Origin of the sequence: Streptosporangium sp. NBC_01639 (assembly GCF_045209755.1) — a bacterium.
Lineage (GTDB): Bacteria > Actinomycetota > Actinomycetes > Streptosporangiales > Streptosporangiaceae > Streptosporangium.
The window spans coordinates 9,007,686-9,021,520 of record NZ_CP109272.1 but is presented as its reverse complement, the minus strand read 5'-3'; the positions used below and the strand labels follow the sequence as shown (position 1 = coordinate 9,021,520).

Annotated in this window: 15 protein-coding genes and 2 pseudogenes; 13 read left to right on the top strand and 4 right to left on the bottom strand. The window is 67.4% G+C overall.

Annotation, left to right across the window (positions count from 1 at the left end; genetic code table 11):
• Positions 1-28: 28 nt before the first annotated feature.
• Positions 29-595, top strand: coding sequence for a DUF6114 domain-containing protein (locus tag OHA77_RS41180; protein ID WP_406315009.1), 567 nt, complete (start codon positions 29-31; stop codon positions 593-595).
• On the opposite strand, the gene OHA77_RS41175 is transcribed toward OHA77_RS41180, so the two are convergent.
• The gene (locus OHA77_RS41175; protein ID WP_406315007.1) at positions 585-2,387 is read right to left on the bottom strand and encodes an alkyl/aryl-sulfatase; all 1,803 of its coding nucleotides are present in this window, start codon (positions 2,385-2,387) and stop codon (positions 585-587) included. The genes OHA77_RS41180 and OHA77_RS41175 overlap by 11 nt on opposite strands.
• Positions 2,388-2,727: 340 nt before the next feature.
• Here OHA77_RS41175 and OHA77_RS41170 point away from each other — a divergent pair, with 340 nt between their 5' ends.
• From OHA77_RS41170 to OHA77_RS41145, 6 genes and pseudogenes are all read left to right on the top strand, one after another.
• Positions 2,728-3,075, top strand: a complete 348-nt coding sequence (locus tag OHA77_RS41170) for a YidH family protein (RefSeq protein WP_406315006.1) — start codon at positions 2,728-2,730, stop codon at positions 3,073-3,075.
• Positions 3,076-3,523: 448 nt separating this feature from the next.
• A complete protein-coding gene (locus OHA77_RS41165) occupies positions 3,524-4,321 on the top strand; it encodes a transposase family protein (protein ID WP_406315004.1) in 798 nt (265 codons plus the stop codon).
• A gap of 69 nt (positions 4,322-4,390) precedes the next feature.
• Positions 4,391-5,020 carry a pyridoxamine 5'-phosphate oxidase family protein gene (locus tag OHA77_RS41160; protein ID WP_406315002.1) on the top strand — a complete coding sequence of 210 codons (630 nt, stop codon included), beginning with the start codon at positions 4,391-4,393 and terminating at the stop codon, positions 5,018-5,020.
• A gap of 646 nt (positions 5,021-5,666) precedes the next feature.
• A pseudogene (locus OHA77_RS41155) lies at positions 5,667-5,858 on the top strand (hypothetical protein); the annotation flags it as partial.
• 115 nt (positions 5,859-5,973) lie between these two features.
• Positions 5,974-6,069, top strand: a pseudogene (locus OHA77_RS41150) (Tn3 family transposase); the annotation flags it as partial.
• 70 nt (positions 6,070-6,139) lie between these two features.
• On the top strand, positions 6,140-6,547 hold the full coding sequence (locus OHA77_RS41145; protein ID WP_406315000.1) for a Tn3 family transposase: 408 nt from the start codon (positions 6,140-6,142) through the stop codon (positions 6,545-6,547).
• 69 nt (positions 6,548-6,616) lie between these two features.
• On the opposite strand, the gene OHA77_RS41140 is transcribed toward OHA77_RS41145, so the two are convergent.
• Positions 6,617-7,768 carry an acyltransferase gene (locus tag OHA77_RS41140; protein WP_406314999.1) on the bottom strand — a complete coding sequence of 384 codons (1,152 nt, stop codon included), beginning with the start codon at positions 7,766-7,768 and terminating at the stop codon, positions 6,617-6,619.
• On the bottom strand, positions 7,758-8,747 hold the full coding sequence (locus OHA77_RS41135) for an alpha/beta hydrolase (RefSeq protein ID WP_406314998.1): 990 nt from the start codon (positions 8,745-8,747) through the stop codon (positions 7,758-7,760). Before OHA77_RS41135 ends, OHA77_RS41140 begins: the two co-directional genes overlap by 11 nt.
• A 109-nt stretch (positions 8,748-8,856) precedes the next feature.
• On the opposite strand from OHA77_RS41135, the gene OHA77_RS41130 reads away from it, so the two are divergent.
• From OHA77_RS41130 to OHA77_RS41110, 5 genes are all read left to right on the top strand, one after another.
• Positions 8,857-10,047, top strand: coding sequence for a sensor histidine kinase (locus OHA77_RS41130; protein WP_406314996.1), 1,191 nt, complete (start codon positions 8,857-8,859; stop codon positions 10,045-10,047).
• Entirely contained in the window at positions 10,044-10,700 is a 657-nt protein-coding gene (locus tag OHA77_RS41125; RefSeq protein WP_406314994.1) for a response regulator, read from the top strand. Before OHA77_RS41130 ends, OHA77_RS41125 begins: the two co-directional genes overlap by 4 nt.
• Before the next feature lie 103 nt (positions 10,701-10,803).
• Positions 10,804-11,295 carry a hypothetical protein gene (locus OHA77_RS41120; protein WP_406314993.1) on the top strand — a complete coding sequence of 164 codons (492 nt, stop codon included), beginning with the start codon at positions 10,804-10,806 and terminating at the stop codon, positions 11,293-11,295.
• A gap of 15 nt (positions 11,296-11,310) precedes the next feature.
• Positions 11,311-11,544 carry a hypothetical protein gene (locus OHA77_RS41115; protein ID WP_406314991.1) on the top strand — a complete coding sequence of 78 codons (234 nt, stop codon included), beginning with the start codon at positions 11,311-11,313 and terminating at the stop codon, positions 11,542-11,544.
• Between the two features lie 181 nt (positions 11,545-11,725).
• The gene (locus OHA77_RS41110) at positions 11,726-11,905 is read left to right on the top strand and encodes a hypothetical protein (protein WP_406314989.1); all 180 of its coding nucleotides are present in this window, start codon (positions 11,726-11,728) and stop codon (positions 11,903-11,905) included.
• Between the two features lie 32 nt (positions 11,906-11,937).
• On the opposite strand, the gene OHA77_RS41105 is transcribed toward OHA77_RS41110, so the two are convergent.
• Complete coding sequence (locus OHA77_RS41105; protein ID WP_326822978.1) at positions 11,938-12,435, bottom strand: MarR family transcriptional regulator; 498 nt, start codon at positions 12,433-12,435, stop codon at positions 11,938-11,940.
• A 138-nt stretch (positions 12,436-12,573) separates the two neighbouring features.
• Between OHA77_RS41105 and OHA77_RS41100 the strand changes: the two genes are divergently transcribed.
• A complete protein-coding gene (locus tag OHA77_RS41100) occupies positions 12,574-13,773 on the top strand; it encodes a hypothetical protein (protein WP_406314987.1) in 1,200 nt (399 codons plus the stop codon).
• Positions 13,774-13,835 lie beyond the last annotated feature (62 nt).

Sequence of the window (13,835 nt, the reverse complement as noted above, 5' to 3'; positions counted from 1 at the left end):
TTTTGACGGTTCGACGGGCGGGCAGATCATGAAATCGTGGCGGCATTCACGGCCGTTTTGGGGCGGGCTGCTCATCGTGCTGGCGGGGGCGGAGTTGCTGTCCATCCCGTTCACGCTCAACGCGCTATCGGTGACGATCTTGTTCAGCGCGGTAGGGGCGACCTACCTGATCGCGCTGGTGATGATGATCTCAGGGGTGCTGGTGTGGCTGCAGCCGGGCCAGCGGGTGTTCCTCGGCTTGGTGGCCGTACTGCTGTCCATGGCGTCCTTCGTCTACTCCAACCTGGGCGGCTTCCTGATCGGCATGAGTCTGGGCCTGCTGGGCGGTACGCTGGCCATCGCCTGGACCCCCCTCAGCCGACCGGCCGGCCGTCTTGACTCCCTCAGCGTCCGCGACCTCCCCGACGCGGCGCGGGCGCTCGTCTCGAAAGCGGGGACGATGCGCGCCGTGATCGGTCTCGGGTCCCGCCGGCGGCGCAGATCCCCGACGAGAGCCACACCGGTCGCCACAATGAACCGCGAGGCCACCACAACCCCTCCGCGCATGGAGACCAAGGCCTCTTTGACAGTGGAGCAGACGGCACTCAGGGAGTGACGATGGCGAAGTCGGGTTTCGGATCGTCCAGGACGGCTGCGAGGCGGCGCAGAACGCCCATGTCCCCGTCGTGGTCGAGGCTGTCGGCGCCCTTGCCGGCGAGCAAGCCGAGCAGTTGCGGCTTGGTGAGCCGCACAGTGAGGTCCACGGTGGCCTCAGGCGGGCCCGACTGCTGGATCAGCGCCCCGTTCGACATGGTGGTGCGGTGATGCTCGCCGGAATCGGTGAGGTGCCAATCGATGGCGAAGTGCTCGTTCCACGCCTGGGGCCCGTTGACGCGGATGGCCAGCGAATCAAAGATCTGTTCTGTGGCCAGGGCTTCGATCATCTCGGGTGAGGTCACGTCGAGGTCGGCCGGCACGATGCCGCCGGTGAGTTCCAGGGCGCCCATCAGGTAGAAGTTGCGCCAGGTGCCGTTCTCCGAGCCGTGGCCGAGGGCGGTGTACACCTCGGCGAGCAGCGTGCGGGCATCGGTGTCGTGCTCGTCGGCGAAGACGGCGTGGTTGAGCAGCGTGGCGGCGAAACGCAGATCCCCTTCCTTCACATAGCGACCGGCCAGCCCGACGACAGCGGCGGACCCGCCCAGGCACTCGACGTACCGTCTGGCCTGCTCGACCGGCGGGTGCTCCCACAGATGGGCCGGGTTGCCGTCGAACCAGCCCAGATAGCGCTGGTAGACGGCCTTGACGTTGTGGCTGACCGACCCGTAGTAGCCGTGGGTGTGCCAGGCCTGTTCCAGCGCGGGGGGCATCTGCATGGTCTCGGCGATCTCGATGCCGGTCAGGCCGCGGTTCATCAGGCGCAGGGTCTGGTCGTGCAGGTAGGCGTACATGTCGCGCTGCTGCGACAGGAAGCGGACGATGTTGTCCCTCTCCCAGGTGGGCCAGTGGTGGGAGGCGAAGGCGACGTCGGCCTGGTCGGCGAAGAGCGCGATCGCCTCGGTCAGGTAACGGGCCCAGACGCGGGGGTCGCGCACCACCGCGCCTCGCAGGGTGAGGATGTTGTGCTGGTTGTGGGTGGCGTTCTCGGCCATGCACAGCGCGCGCCGGTCGGGGAACAGGAAGTTCATCTCCGCCGGCGCCTCGGTGCCGGGGGTGAGCTGGAAGACGATGCGTACCCCGTCGACCGTTTCCTGCTGTCCGGTGCGGGTGATGTCGACGGTGGGCACGATGAGGGACATGGTGCCGGTCGAGTTGGTCATGCCCAGACCGCACCCGATCTGCCCCTCGGCCGAGCGGGGCAGCGCCGGGCCGTACATGTAGACCGAGCGCCGGCTCATCGCGATGCCGGCGTAGACGTTCTCGGAGACCGCGTGTTCCATGAATCCGGCCGGGGCGATGATGGGGATGCCCTCACCATCGGTGACGCCGCGCACGCCGCCGAAGTGGTCGCCGTGGGAGTGGGTGTAGATGACGCCGGTGACCGGACGATCGCCTCGGTTGTCGCGGTAGAGACGCAGTGCGGCGGCCGCGCACTCGGTGGAGATCAGCGGGTCGATGACGATGACGCCGGTCTCGCCCTCCACGATCGTCATGTTCGACAGGTCCAGGCCGCGTACCTGGTAGATGCCGTCCGTCACCTCGAACAGGCCCTGTTTGGCGCACAGCCGGCCCTGCCGCCACAGGCTCGGGTGGGCACCTTCGGGAGCCTCGGCGTCGAGGAAGTCGTAGGAGTCGTTGTCCCAGACGACGCGGCCGTCGGCGGCCTTGATCACCGCAGGGCTCAACTTCGCGACGAATCCTCGTTCGGCGTTGTCGAAGTCGGTCCGATCATGAAAAGGAAGGTCAGCCATAAATGGCCTTTTCCCCCATCAAGCTCTATCCAGGGTAGAAAACACCTAAAAGTTCGATCGTCGGCTTTCGGTGGCGGTTTGCCGGACGGCGAATGCGTCGAACCTCGGGTACGCACTGGTGATCAAGGCTGGCATCGCTTCCCACGCGGGTTCCCGGCAGCGGTTTCGCTCCGTCGGCGTGGCATCGCCAATCCTGAACCACGACCAGCTTGGCTGGGACCGGAGAAGGAGGAATCCCTCCCTCTCGCGTTCCGCCACGAGCACCCGGAACTCAGGGACGGCAGCCTGCCTCGACCCTCCTCGACCCGTTCCCGGGTCGCCGAACACACCGGGAGGACGCATGAGCGGGGAAATCCCCGACAGGGCCGCGCCGAACGTCGGCAGTCGCGCCCGGGACCATCTGGCCAACGAGAGGACCTACCTCGCATGGCTGCGCACCGGCATCAGCGTGGCCGCGCTCGGTGTCGCGGTGGCGAAGTTCGCCCCGCACAGAGGAGTTCACGCCGTGATCTCGGGCGGCATCCTGATCTTCGCTGGTCTGCTGGTGAGCGGCTACGGAACGGTGCGTTACCGGTCCGTTGGGCGACAGTTGGATTCCGGGCTCTTCGCCCCTGCCCGGTTCGGTACGGTCACGGCCGCCACCGTGGTCACCGTCCTGGCGCTGATCGCCGTCGTGGTTCTTATCTGACCCCCTGCCCGCCATCCAATCGACGACGCCGTTGAGATATGAACCAGACTGACCTCTCCCAGCCGGAGTCACCCCGATTCGGCAGAATCGGGGTGACTCCGGCTGGGAGAGGGGGATGAGGCCGTGTGGTCTTTCCGCCCTGTCACCCATCCGTCTGGTGGGGTGGCGCAGCTGTTCGTGTTCCGTGAGGGGAGGGGCCGCCGGGGGCTCTCGGCGGGAAGAAGCGGGCAGGGGAGGGATCCCGTGGTGTTTCAGGTCTCGCGTCCGGGGCGTTGGACTCAGTGAGCTGTTTCCAGTAAGCATCTGTCGCTGAGCGTGGTCGTCAGCGGCGCGTCGTGGCCCTCGGTCTGGTGCCGGACATGCGTGAAGCCCCTGGTAGGACTGATGTGCGGCCAGCAGTTCGACCACCGAGAGGCTCCACTTGTCTTCCAGCGTCACATACACGGCCGTGCTGGATGTTCGCAGCGAGACCGCCCAGTGCCTGGCGGTCTTGCTGAAGGCCCGCCGTGCCGAGTGCGGCACCCGCCGGGGACGCCGGGCGCTGGGCACCTTCGCCCAGGCGGTGCTGGTGTTGCGCTGGTTCCTGGACGGCACTCGGATCGCCCAACTGGCGGCTGACAACAAGATCGGGCTGACCACGGTCTATCGCTACCTGCACGAGGGCCTGACCGTACTGGCCGCTCAGGCGCCGACGCTGGAGGAAGCCCTGGCTACGGCGAAGGAAGCGGGGCTGACCCACCTCAACCTGGACGGCACCGTCATCCGCACCGACCGGATCGCCACGTCCGGCCCCAATGGCGCTGACCTTTGGTGGTCGGGGAAGCACAAGCATCACGGCGGGAACGTGCAGGTGCTCTCTACTCCGAAGGGCTGGCCGATCTGGGTGTCGCCGGTACGACCCGGTCGTGAGCACGACCTGACCTGCGCCCGTTCCCACGACCTGCCCAGCACGCTGGACAAGGCCGCCGCCGACGGCCTGCTCACCCTGGTCGACCTGGGGTATGAGAACGCGGGCGCGGGATTTCGCCATCCGATCAAGAAGCCGAGGGGCGGCGAACTCACCGAGACCCAGCAGGCTTTCAACAAGGTCATCCGCGGCATTCACGGCGTCTGCGAACGCGCGAACTCCCTGCTCAAAACCACCTTCAAGGCGTTGCGGCGGGTCAGCCTAGACCCCAACCGGATCACCGAAATCGCCGCTGCGGCGCTCGTCCTGCTCCGCCTGGAGCACCGCCGTACCATCTGATCGTCCTTGAGAAATATGAGACAGAAGCGATGAAATAGCCTTCCAGGCTTTCTGGATCAAAGGAGGACCATGGAGACCCAGGACTGGGAGTCGATCAACTCCGCGGACGAGTTGCGGGAGCTGCTCGGCACCCCCAAGCCGGCTGTGATCGCGAAGGAGCGGAAAACCCTGCACGAGCTGGACCGGGCCTGGCTGGCCGCCTCGCCGTTCTGCCTCATCGCGACCTCGGACACCGACGGCAGCTGCGACGTCTCACCCAAGGGCGACCCGCCCGGATTCACGCTGATCCTGAACGACTCGACGATCGCGATCCCCGAACGGCCCGGCAATCGCAGGGCGGACGGATTCCACAACATCCTGCGCAACCCGCATGTCGGCCTGATCTACTTCGTCCCCGGCCGCGGCGACACCCTGCGCGTCAACGGCAGGGCGCGCCTGGTGCGCAAGGCCCCCTTCTTCGACCGGATGGTGGTCAAGGGGCACCGGCCGCAGCTCGCGATCGTGGTCGAGATCGAGCAGATCTTCCACCACTGCGCCAAGGCGTTCCTCCGCTCGGAGCTGTGGCGCCCGGAGAGCTGGAACCCGCAGGCCCTGCCCTCGCGGGCGCACATCGCCCAGGCGCTGGAGCGACCGGAGGACCCGATCGAGGAGTTGGAGCGCTACTACGGCCCCTCCTATGCGGAGGGGATGTACCGCTGAGCGGGCGGGCTTGCCCTGGGAGAGCAGAGGCGAAGACCGTCGTCATGCGCTGGACTCGGTCACCGTTGCCGTACTCGATCGCCAGCTGGGAAGGGGAAGTCCGATGTCGATGGGTGAAGTGGTGGCGTGCACCCACCTGGTGCCCATGGCACGCGAGCAACGCGAAGTGCAGGCGTTGCTCGTCGCGGGCGAGGCGGCGAGCAGTCACGGCCCGGGTTCGGCGAGGGACAGGGGGGGGGGACCCTTGCCGCACCTGTTGCTGTCGGCCGATCCAGCCCGGACGCACGGGCGGAACTCGAAGAACGAGGGCTACGCGCACCATCTGATCACGATCACAGGACGTGACGGCCGCTTACCGACAATGGCTCAGTGTATGGACAGTTATTAATCTACATTGTAAAGGCGCTCGGCCAGGCTCAAAATCATTTAAAGACAGAAAACAATCTAGAGGACTAAAGCCTCGCCTACCGAAAACTTGAGCAGGCTTGTGTGGAGAGGCCTGCTCAGGGTGCGTGCCGTCCCGGTGTCCGGTGTCTCGCGGAGTTCGGCCTTGGCTGTCTGGCGCACCCGGGGGAAGGGACGAAGATCTTCGCGTGTTCTACCTCGCGGATGGTGATCGTTCGGCTACAGTATCGCGCGTTCTGTGATGATCGTGGGCTGCTGGGAAGGCTGTGCCCCAATGGCGTCGATCGACAAGATCGCCTATCCGCGGTTTAAGCGGTCCATCTCCGAGCGGGAGTTGCGCGAGGCGTACGTGCCGAGTCTGGAGGAGATGGACTGGGCGCGGGAGATGACCGACACCGACGAAAACCGGCTGTCGCTGATGGTGTGGCTGAAGTGCTGTCAGCGGTTGGGCCGGTTCCCGCGGCTGGCGGAGATCCCGCCGCAGGTGATACGGAGGCATCGCTTACCACCACATCGCCGACAACTACATCGCGCTCTTTTCCAGATTCGTGCCCTGCGGGGTTTGGGAGGCGGTCTACATCATCGAGGGGCTGCTGGAGCAGGAGAGCGAGGCGGCGCCCAAGGAGATCCACGCCGATACGCAAGGCCAGTCGTTCCCTGTCTTTGGTTTAGCGCATTTATTCGGGTTCGAGTTGCTTCCGCGAGCTGGGCCGCGTGATCCGCACCATGGTGCTGCTTCGCTATGTCTCCGATGCCCTGCTGCGGGAGAACATCACCCGCGCCACCAACATGGTCGAGTCCTACAACAACTTCGCCAAGTGGATCGGTTTCGGCAGCAACGGGGTGATCGCCGGTAACGACCCAGAGGGGCAGGAGAAGGCGATCAAGTTCAACACGCTGGTCGCCGACCTGGTCATGTACCAGACCACCCTCGACATGTCGCTGGTGCTCAATCAGCTGCGCAGCGAGGGCCAGGCGGTGCATCGCGCGGATGCGGCCATCATGTCGCCCTACCAGGAGGACAACGTCCGCCGCTTCGGCGACTACATCTATGACCTGAACGCGCCGCTGGATGATATGGAGGTCCATCTCGATCTCGGCGAGGAGGCCGATGCGGCATGAGCCTGCCGAGTGACGCATGTCATTGGTCGGACATCTCCGGTCACTACGCGATGCCCGCAGGGGCGATGATCAGCAGGACTGCGGCTGTTCGGGCGTGGTCGTGCTGTGCCTGGGTCCTTCGTGCCGTCGATGTTCGTGGGCGTGGAAGGCGGCTCGGCACATGAGCAGGGCCAGTGTGAACGCCGGCAGCCAGGCCAGCCGGGCCAACACCCAGGCCGGACTGTCCGGGACGGTGTGCAGGCCCGGCAGGGTCTGGCCGGTGAGCAGGCCGAGCGCGGTGACTGCGATCATGGCGGTCTGGTGCCACAGGAAGATCGTCATCGCCGACAGGTTCGCCAGCGCCACGAACGCCCAGACGGCGGGCCGGGACAGTACCCGGCGTAGCGGGCCGAGCAGCAGCAGCGCCGCTCCGCACTGGGCGAGACCGAAGGCGACGGCCGCAATCGTGGGTGGGGACTGGTTCGAGATGCGGGCACCCGGGACCCCCACCATAGAGGCCGGGTAGCCGGCCCACAGCACGAGTGCGGCCGTTGCGGCGGCGCCGCCGAGCAGCAACGCCCACCCGGTCGCACGGTCGCGCAGGCGGTCGCGGGCCCAGGCCGCGCCCAGGCAGTACGGCACCAGCCAACCGGCCGCCAGGTTGACCCAGCCGATCCAGGCGGGCCCGCCCAGGCCGAACCGGACCAGGTCGACGAACGCCACCGTGGCCAGCGGCCACCCCGGGTGCAGCCGGGCGACCAGCGGGGTGAGTGCCGTCAGAGCGGCGAAGACCAGCAGGAACCACAGCGGCGACCACACCAGCTTGGCCAGCGCGTTCACGGTCGCGAGGTCCGCTCCGAGGGTGAGCATCACGGCCGCCACCAGGGTCCAGATCGTCAGCACGACGGCGACCGGCTGGAACAGGCGGGCCATCCGGATGCCCAGCCATCGCCCGTAGGTGATGTTTCTGGCCCGGGCAGTGGCATGGCTGCTGGTGGCCATTTTGCCGCCCACCAGGAAGAAGAGTGCCATGGTCTGAAAGATCCAGGAGGCAGGGGCGAGATAGGGCATGTCCCGCAGTGGGCTGGCGACGCGTACGGTTCCGCTGTCGGCGACCAGCGCGGTCACCAGCCAGTGGCCGAGTACCACGCCGCCGATGGCCAGCGCGCGCAGCGCATCGAGAGCACGATCGCGGCCGGTGGGGGTCGCCGACTCGACGCGCCGGATGAGCTCAGAGAACACGGCGCGTCTCGGCGGGGGGCTGTCCGGAGACGATGCGGGCGATGTTCACCAGCGACGGGGATCCGGCCTTGAAGTAGTCGCTGTGTCCGCCGTCGCCGGCCGCGAAGATGCGGGCGCCGAAGCTCACAGAGATCGGGTCGGTGCCGAACCCGACCGTGACGAACGGCAGGCGGAGTCGGGTGTGCGGTACGTGGGCGACCCAGTCGCGGCTTCCCCTGCCGGCCCAGACGGTCGCCGGGGTACGCAACCCGCCGACGTCATCGGCCGTGATGCCGGGGCTGCCGATCAGCACGATGTCGGCGACGTCCAGGCCGGGTGCGGCCCGGCCGCAGACCACGCTGCCGTAGGAGTGGCACACCAGAGAGATGCGGGCAGCTGGCTTGAGCACGGTCAACTCCCGTACGAAGGCGCGCAACGCCGGTGCTGCCTCGTCGGCGCGGTCGGCGGTGAGTGCCGCCAGGCTCACAGTGTTGGGGGTCCGGTAGCCGAGCCAGGCGATGACCGCGGCCCGGTCGCCGAGCGCCTGGTGCAGTCTCAGCGCGCCGCCGCGCAGGAGCCCGTACTTGTCCAGGTGGGTGTCACCGCCGGGGACCAGCACGGCGATGCGCTCGGCCGCCGCCAGGTCTCCGAAGACCTCGACGGCACGGCCGCCGTCACGGCCGTCGAAGGACAGCAACCGGCGCGCAGGAGCGGCCATGGCGCGCAGCACCGCGGCCCGCCATCGGTGGCCGTGGCCGGTGGCCATCCGCTCGGCGGCCAAGATATCGCCCCGGACGGCGGTGTAGCGTGCGGCCAAGGCCGCTGGGGTCGCCATCCGTGGCGGGGCTGCGGTGGCGGAAATGGGAGCGGGGACGGCCGCGGGACGTGCCGCACCCGTCATCGGCACCGCCACTGCGGCGGCGATGGAGGCGGCCAGCAGAGTGCGGCGCAGACGGGACAGGTTGACGTGGATCACCCGTTCGACGGTGCCGCAGGCCATGCCGACGCCACATCGGACCGCCGTCGACACTCACGGTGGTGCCGGTAGCCCATGGTCGTACACCCGTGGTCCGATGCCGGGTTTCGGAAGCGCCGTTACGATTTCGGGCATGCACATGACACCGCCCTTGCCGCCGCTGAAGCGGGTTCCGCCCGGCGTATGGACGATCCTTGCCTGGTGGGGGGGCCTGGTGTTCACCTTCCTCGTGCGGATCAGGCTTCCTGGCGAGTCCGGGCCCGCCAAGCTGGCCGGGTCGTACTTCTATCGATGGGATGGATTGGCATGCCTGGCGGTGGCCACCGCGCTGGCGCACGTCGCCGGTGTCTTGCTGCGCCGACGGCCGCTGCCGGCGCTGGGGTTGTTACTCGCCGCTGCGGTCCTCGCGTGTGTGCCGCTGGGTGTGGCCGAGATCCCCTTGGCGCAGTTTCTGGCGGTCGACGTCGCGCTGTACTTCATCGCGGCCGACCGCGCGCGCCGGACCGGGATCATCGCCCTGCTCGGCGCGCTCAGCATGCTCATCGGCTATCTGACCACCCGGCTGCTGTTCGGCTGGCCCGCCGGCACCTCGGCGGAGCTGGCCGTGGCCATGACGGCGGTCATCGCCTGGTTGGTCGGCCACTCGGTACGCCAGGCGCGCGAGCACGCCGAGACGCTGGTCGCTACGGCCACGGCCCAGGCCGTCGCCGACGAACGCCTGCGCATCTCGCGGGAGCTGCACGACACGGTCGCCCACAGCATCGGCGTCATCGCCCTGCAGGCCGGCGCCGCCCGGCGGGTCATCGACACCCAGCCGCGTCGGGCGGGCCAGGCGCTCGGAGACATCGAGACGGTCGGGCGGGAGACGCTGTCGGGATTGCGTCGCATGCTCGGCGTCATGCGTCACAGTGAACAGAGCCGGCCGCTCGATCCAGCACCTGGCCTGTCGGACCTCGACCTGCTCGTGGCCACGACGACGGACGCCGGTGTCCACGTCGAGGTGCGCCGGCTGGGCGAACGATGCCCGCTGCCGCCAGAGATTGACCTCTCTGCCTATCGCATCATCCAAGAGGCAATCACCAATGTGGTGCGCCACGCCGGCACGAACCGGTGCCGGGTGTCGATCGAGTATCGAGATGACGAGCTGGCCGTCGAGGTCCTCGACGGGGGACGCGGCCTCCACCGCACGGCAGAGGGCGGCTATGGCCTGGTCGGGATGCGTGAGCGAGTCAGCATGCTGCAGGGAAGCTTCTCCGCTGAACCGTGCTCCGAGGGTGGCTTCCGGGTCACGGCCCGCCTGCCCCTGACCATGGGAGCGCAATGACCGTCCGCGTCGTCCTGGCCGACGACCAGCCACTGATCCGCGCCGCCCTGCAGATGGTCATCGCCGACGCTTCGGACTTCGAACTCGTCGGAGAGGCCGCGACCGGACTCCACGCCGTCCAGCTGGCCGAGGAACTGGATCCCGATGTCGTGGTGATGGACATTCGCATGCCTGTCATGGATGGCATCGAGGCCACCCGGCTGATCGCCAAAGGCCCCAGCCGGGCCCATATCATCGTCTTGACCACGTTCGACGAGGACGACTACGTTTACGGCGCGCTCCGCGCGGGCGCGTCCGGATTTCTCGTCAAGGACATGGCCCTGGACGACATCCTCACCGCGATCCAGGTTGTGGCCGCCGGCGATGCCCTGATCGCGCCGGGCGTCACCCGGCGGCTGATCGAGGCGTTCGTCGACCGCCCCTCTCTCGATCCCGCACCGCGGGAGCTGGAGGGCGTCACGGAGCGCGAACGGGAGGTCCTCAGCCTGATCGCGCGAGGCCTGACCAATACGGAAATAGCCGCCGAACTGGTCATCAGCGTCGCCACCGTCAAGGCGTACGTGGGCCGGCTGCTGAGTAAGCTCGACGCACGTGACCGGGTCCAGCTTGTCATCCTCGCTTACGAGGCGGGCCTGGTGTCACCGTCGAAGTGATCAAACGACCGTCCGTCAATGCCCGCGCACCGCTGCGCCACCTGTCTCCTCCAACGCGCAGCACTTCCGAGATCGACATAATCTCGGAAGTAGACTCCCAGGTGTGACTTCTGAGATTGCGAGCTCCGGCCCCTCGCAGGAGCCCGGATCCGCTTCCGCGATATCGATCGACCACACGTACGAGAACGTCGCCACCACCTTTCCCGACGGACGAGTCACCACCTGTGTCACGTGCGAGATCAACAAGAACCCCGCTTGGTGGGAGAAGCTGGCGAAGGGCCGGGCTGCCGACGTCTCCTTCGTGCTCGACCAGCTGACCGGCTCGCACCCGAAATGGAAGGGCACCCGCCTGATCGATCCGTCCAGGATCGCGATGGCCGGCCACTCCGCCGGAGGAGCGAGCACCATCCCGACCATGGTCAACGACTCCCGAGTGCGCGCCGGCATCGACCTGGACGGCACGACAGACGCCCCGATCCCGAGCAGACGGCTGTCTCGGCCGTTCCTGTTCCTGGGCAAGCCCTCCTCGTACACCCCTGGAAGCGGGGAAGCCGCCGCCACCTGGGAGCGTGACTGGAAGCAGCTGAAAGGGTAGAAGCGCTGGCTCTTGATGACTGGGGCGGAGCACACCTCCTTCACCGATCTCGGCGTGCTGACCGATCAATTCGGCATCGACGACGGCGCCGACATCCCTGGCGTCCGCGCCACGGAGATCACCCGCAAGTACGTCGCGGCCTTCTTCGACCTGCACCTACTCAAGAAACCCCAACCCCTGCTGGACAAGCCGTCGGCACGCTACCCCGAGATCAAGTTCTGCGCCCCGGAAGCGATGACCTGTAGGTAGGACATCGCCCGAAGGCCTGGCGCCCAGCCCGGCAGTACGTTTTGCCGAGGACGGAGCAAAATGATCAGCAAGCGGCTTTCTTCACGGTGGCGGATTCGTTGGCGCGGGCCTGGGTCTGGGCCGGCCGGTAGGACCCGGTGCCGGTCTCAATGATGTTGCCGGCGTCGCGGCGGATCGCCACGTGGTGACCGCGACGCCGGAGGCCCGCACCTCGCGGGCGAGGGCGACCGCCCTGTCGAGTTCGGGGCGCCTCATCGCGCGGGTGGAGATCTTCTCGTGGAAGATCCGGGTGCCGCCGGCTGCGGGCTCCGCCGTCGGGTCGCCGACGGCCAGGATGACCCGCAACGGCGTTTCGCAGTAGATCGACATCTCGCCTGAGCGGCGTGGGTCGGCTCACCTTTCCTCAAGGGTGGTCAGGTGGGCCGTGACGTCGTCGGCGAAGCGGGCCAACAGGCGACCGAGGTCTGCGCGGTCTGGGTCGGACCAGTGGGCAATGGCGCCGGTGAACCAGCTGATGAGCGTGCGCGCGTAACGGTCGGCGGCCGCCTTGCCCTCATCGGTCGGCTCGATGAAGCTGACCCGGCGATCGTTCGGATCGCCGATGCGGCGTATCAGGCCGTGGCGCTCCAGTTGCTGGACCTGTCGCGTGACGTGCGGTTGCACAAGCTGCGTCTGCTCGGCGATCTCGCTGATCCGCAGCGGTTTGCCGACCATGTGTACGGAGACCAGGACGGAGAAGGCCGGCCGATCCACCTCGACCTGGGCGGCCTTCATGGCGTGCTCGGTCAGGCGGCCGCGGCTGATGGCGTTGCCCAGCTGCGCGAGGCGGGGCATGACGGCCAGCACCTGATCGTCAGTCCCCCCAGCGGGATCCTGGGGTCCGGTGTTCATCGAATCTCCAATTGCATACATAAAGCATGTATCTATATGGTGGTCCATGCCGGTGCTCAGTGCCGCACCGCACCCTCCATAAGGATACCTAAAGCATGCATCTATTGGCTGCTGCATGTTGACCAGGAAGGACTCCTGATGAACCGACCCGCCCACCGCAAGATCCTCATCTCCGGCGCCAGCATCGCCGGCCCGTCCCTCGCCTACTGGCTGGACCGGTACGGCTTCGAGGTCACCGTCGTGGAGAAGGCCGCCCACCTGCGCGGGGGAGGGTACGCCATCGACATCCGCGGCACCGCCCGCGACGTCGTCGAACGCATGGGCCTACTGCCGCGGCTCCGGCAGCTCCACGTGGACACCCGCCAGATCACCTTCCTCACCCCCGAAGGTGCCGTCCTCACCAGCCTGCGCCCGGAGGCCTTCACCGGCGGCACTGAGGGTCTTGACCTCGAAGTACGTAGAGGCGATCTGGCCGACTGCCTCTACGACCTGGTCAGCGACAAGGTCGAGTTTCTGTTCAACGACTCCATCGCCGCCCTCGACGACCGCGAAGGCCACATGGAAGTCACCTTCGACAGCGGCATCCGGCGCACGTTCGACCTGGTGATCGGTGCCGATGGGCTGCATTCCAACACCCGCGGCCTGGCCTTCGGCCCCGAAGAGCGCTACCACCACTATCTCGGCTTCTGCTTCGCCGGCTTCACCATGCCCAACGAGCTCGGTCTTGAACACGAGGGGATATCGTGGAACGTTCCGGGCAGGGCCGCCGCCCTGTACGCGCACGCTCCCGGCGAGCCGATGCACGGCTTTCTGATCTTCGCGCGGGACGAGCCGCCCTTCACGGCCTTCCGCACCCCGCAAGCGCAGCGCGACCTGGTGGCCGCGACGTTCCCCGACACGCTGTGGGAGATCCCCCGGATGGTGGCGGCGATGCGCGCGGCCGACGACCTGTTCTTCGACGTCGTCAGCCAGATCCACATGCCCGTCTGGTCCACCGGCCGTGTCGCGCTCGTCGGCGACGCCGCCTACGCCACGTCGTTCATGTCAGGCCAGGGGTCGAGCGTGTCACTGGTAGGCGCCTACGTGCTGGCCGGCGAACTGGCCGCCCACGACGACCACGCCACCGCCTTCGCGGCGTACGAGAAGGTCGTGCGGGACTTTGTGGAGCGGAACCAGGGCCTGGCCACGGAGGGCGGCGGCGTGGTCGCTCCACGCACCAGCCAGCACCTCGAAGCACGCAACTCCATACTCCGCAGCCAGACGGCGCTGCCCTCCGCCGCCGGGGGAAGTGCCGCCCACTCTGCCCTTGTCCTGCCCAACTACGGGTTTGTGGCGTAGGTCACGTGGATGCGGTGTCACAAGGGCCGGGTCGCCGGCATCTTCTGCTCGATCGGTAACAA

Bases quoted from the DNA above. Each gene is read 5' to 3' on its own strand.
- OHA77_RS41180 (WP_406315009.1), top strand. From the start codon at position 29: ATGAAATCGTGGCGGCATTCACGGCCGTTTTGGGGCGGGCTGCTCATC.
- OHA77_RS41175 (WP_406315007.1), bottom strand. From the start codon at position 2,387: ATGGCTGACCTTCCTTTTCATGATCGGACCGACTTCGACAACGCCGAA.
- OHA77_RS41170 (WP_406315006.1), top strand. From the start codon at position 2,728: ATGAGCGGGGAAATCCCCGACAGGGCCGCGCCGAACGTCGGCAGTCGC.
- OHA77_RS41160 (WP_406315002.1), top strand. From the start codon at position 4,391: ATGGAGACCCAGGACTGGGAGTCGATCAACTCCGCGGACGAGTTGCGG.
- OHA77_RS41135 (WP_406314998.1), bottom strand. From the start codon at position 8,747: ATGGCCTGCGGCACCGTCGAACGGGTGATCCACGTCAACCTGTCCCGT.
- OHA77_RS41130 (WP_406314996.1), top strand. From the start codon at position 8,857: ATGCACATGACACCGCCCTTGCCGCCGCTGAAGCGGGTTCCGCCCGGC.
- OHA77_RS41125 (WP_406314994.1), top strand. From the start codon at position 10,044: ATGACCGTCCGCGTCGTCCTGGCCGACGACCAGCCACTGATCCGCGCC.
- OHA77_RS41115 (WP_406314991.1), top strand. From the start codon at position 11,311: ATGACTGGGGCGGAGCACACCTCCTTCACCGATCTCGGCGTGCTGACC.
- OHA77_RS41105 (WP_326822978.1), bottom strand. From the start codon at position 12,435: ATGAACACCGGACCCCAGGATCCCGCTGGGGGGACTGACGATCAGGTG.
- OHA77_RS41100 (WP_406314987.1), top strand. From the start codon at position 12,574: ATGAACCGACCCGCCCACCGCAAGATCCTCATCTCCGGCGCCAGCATC.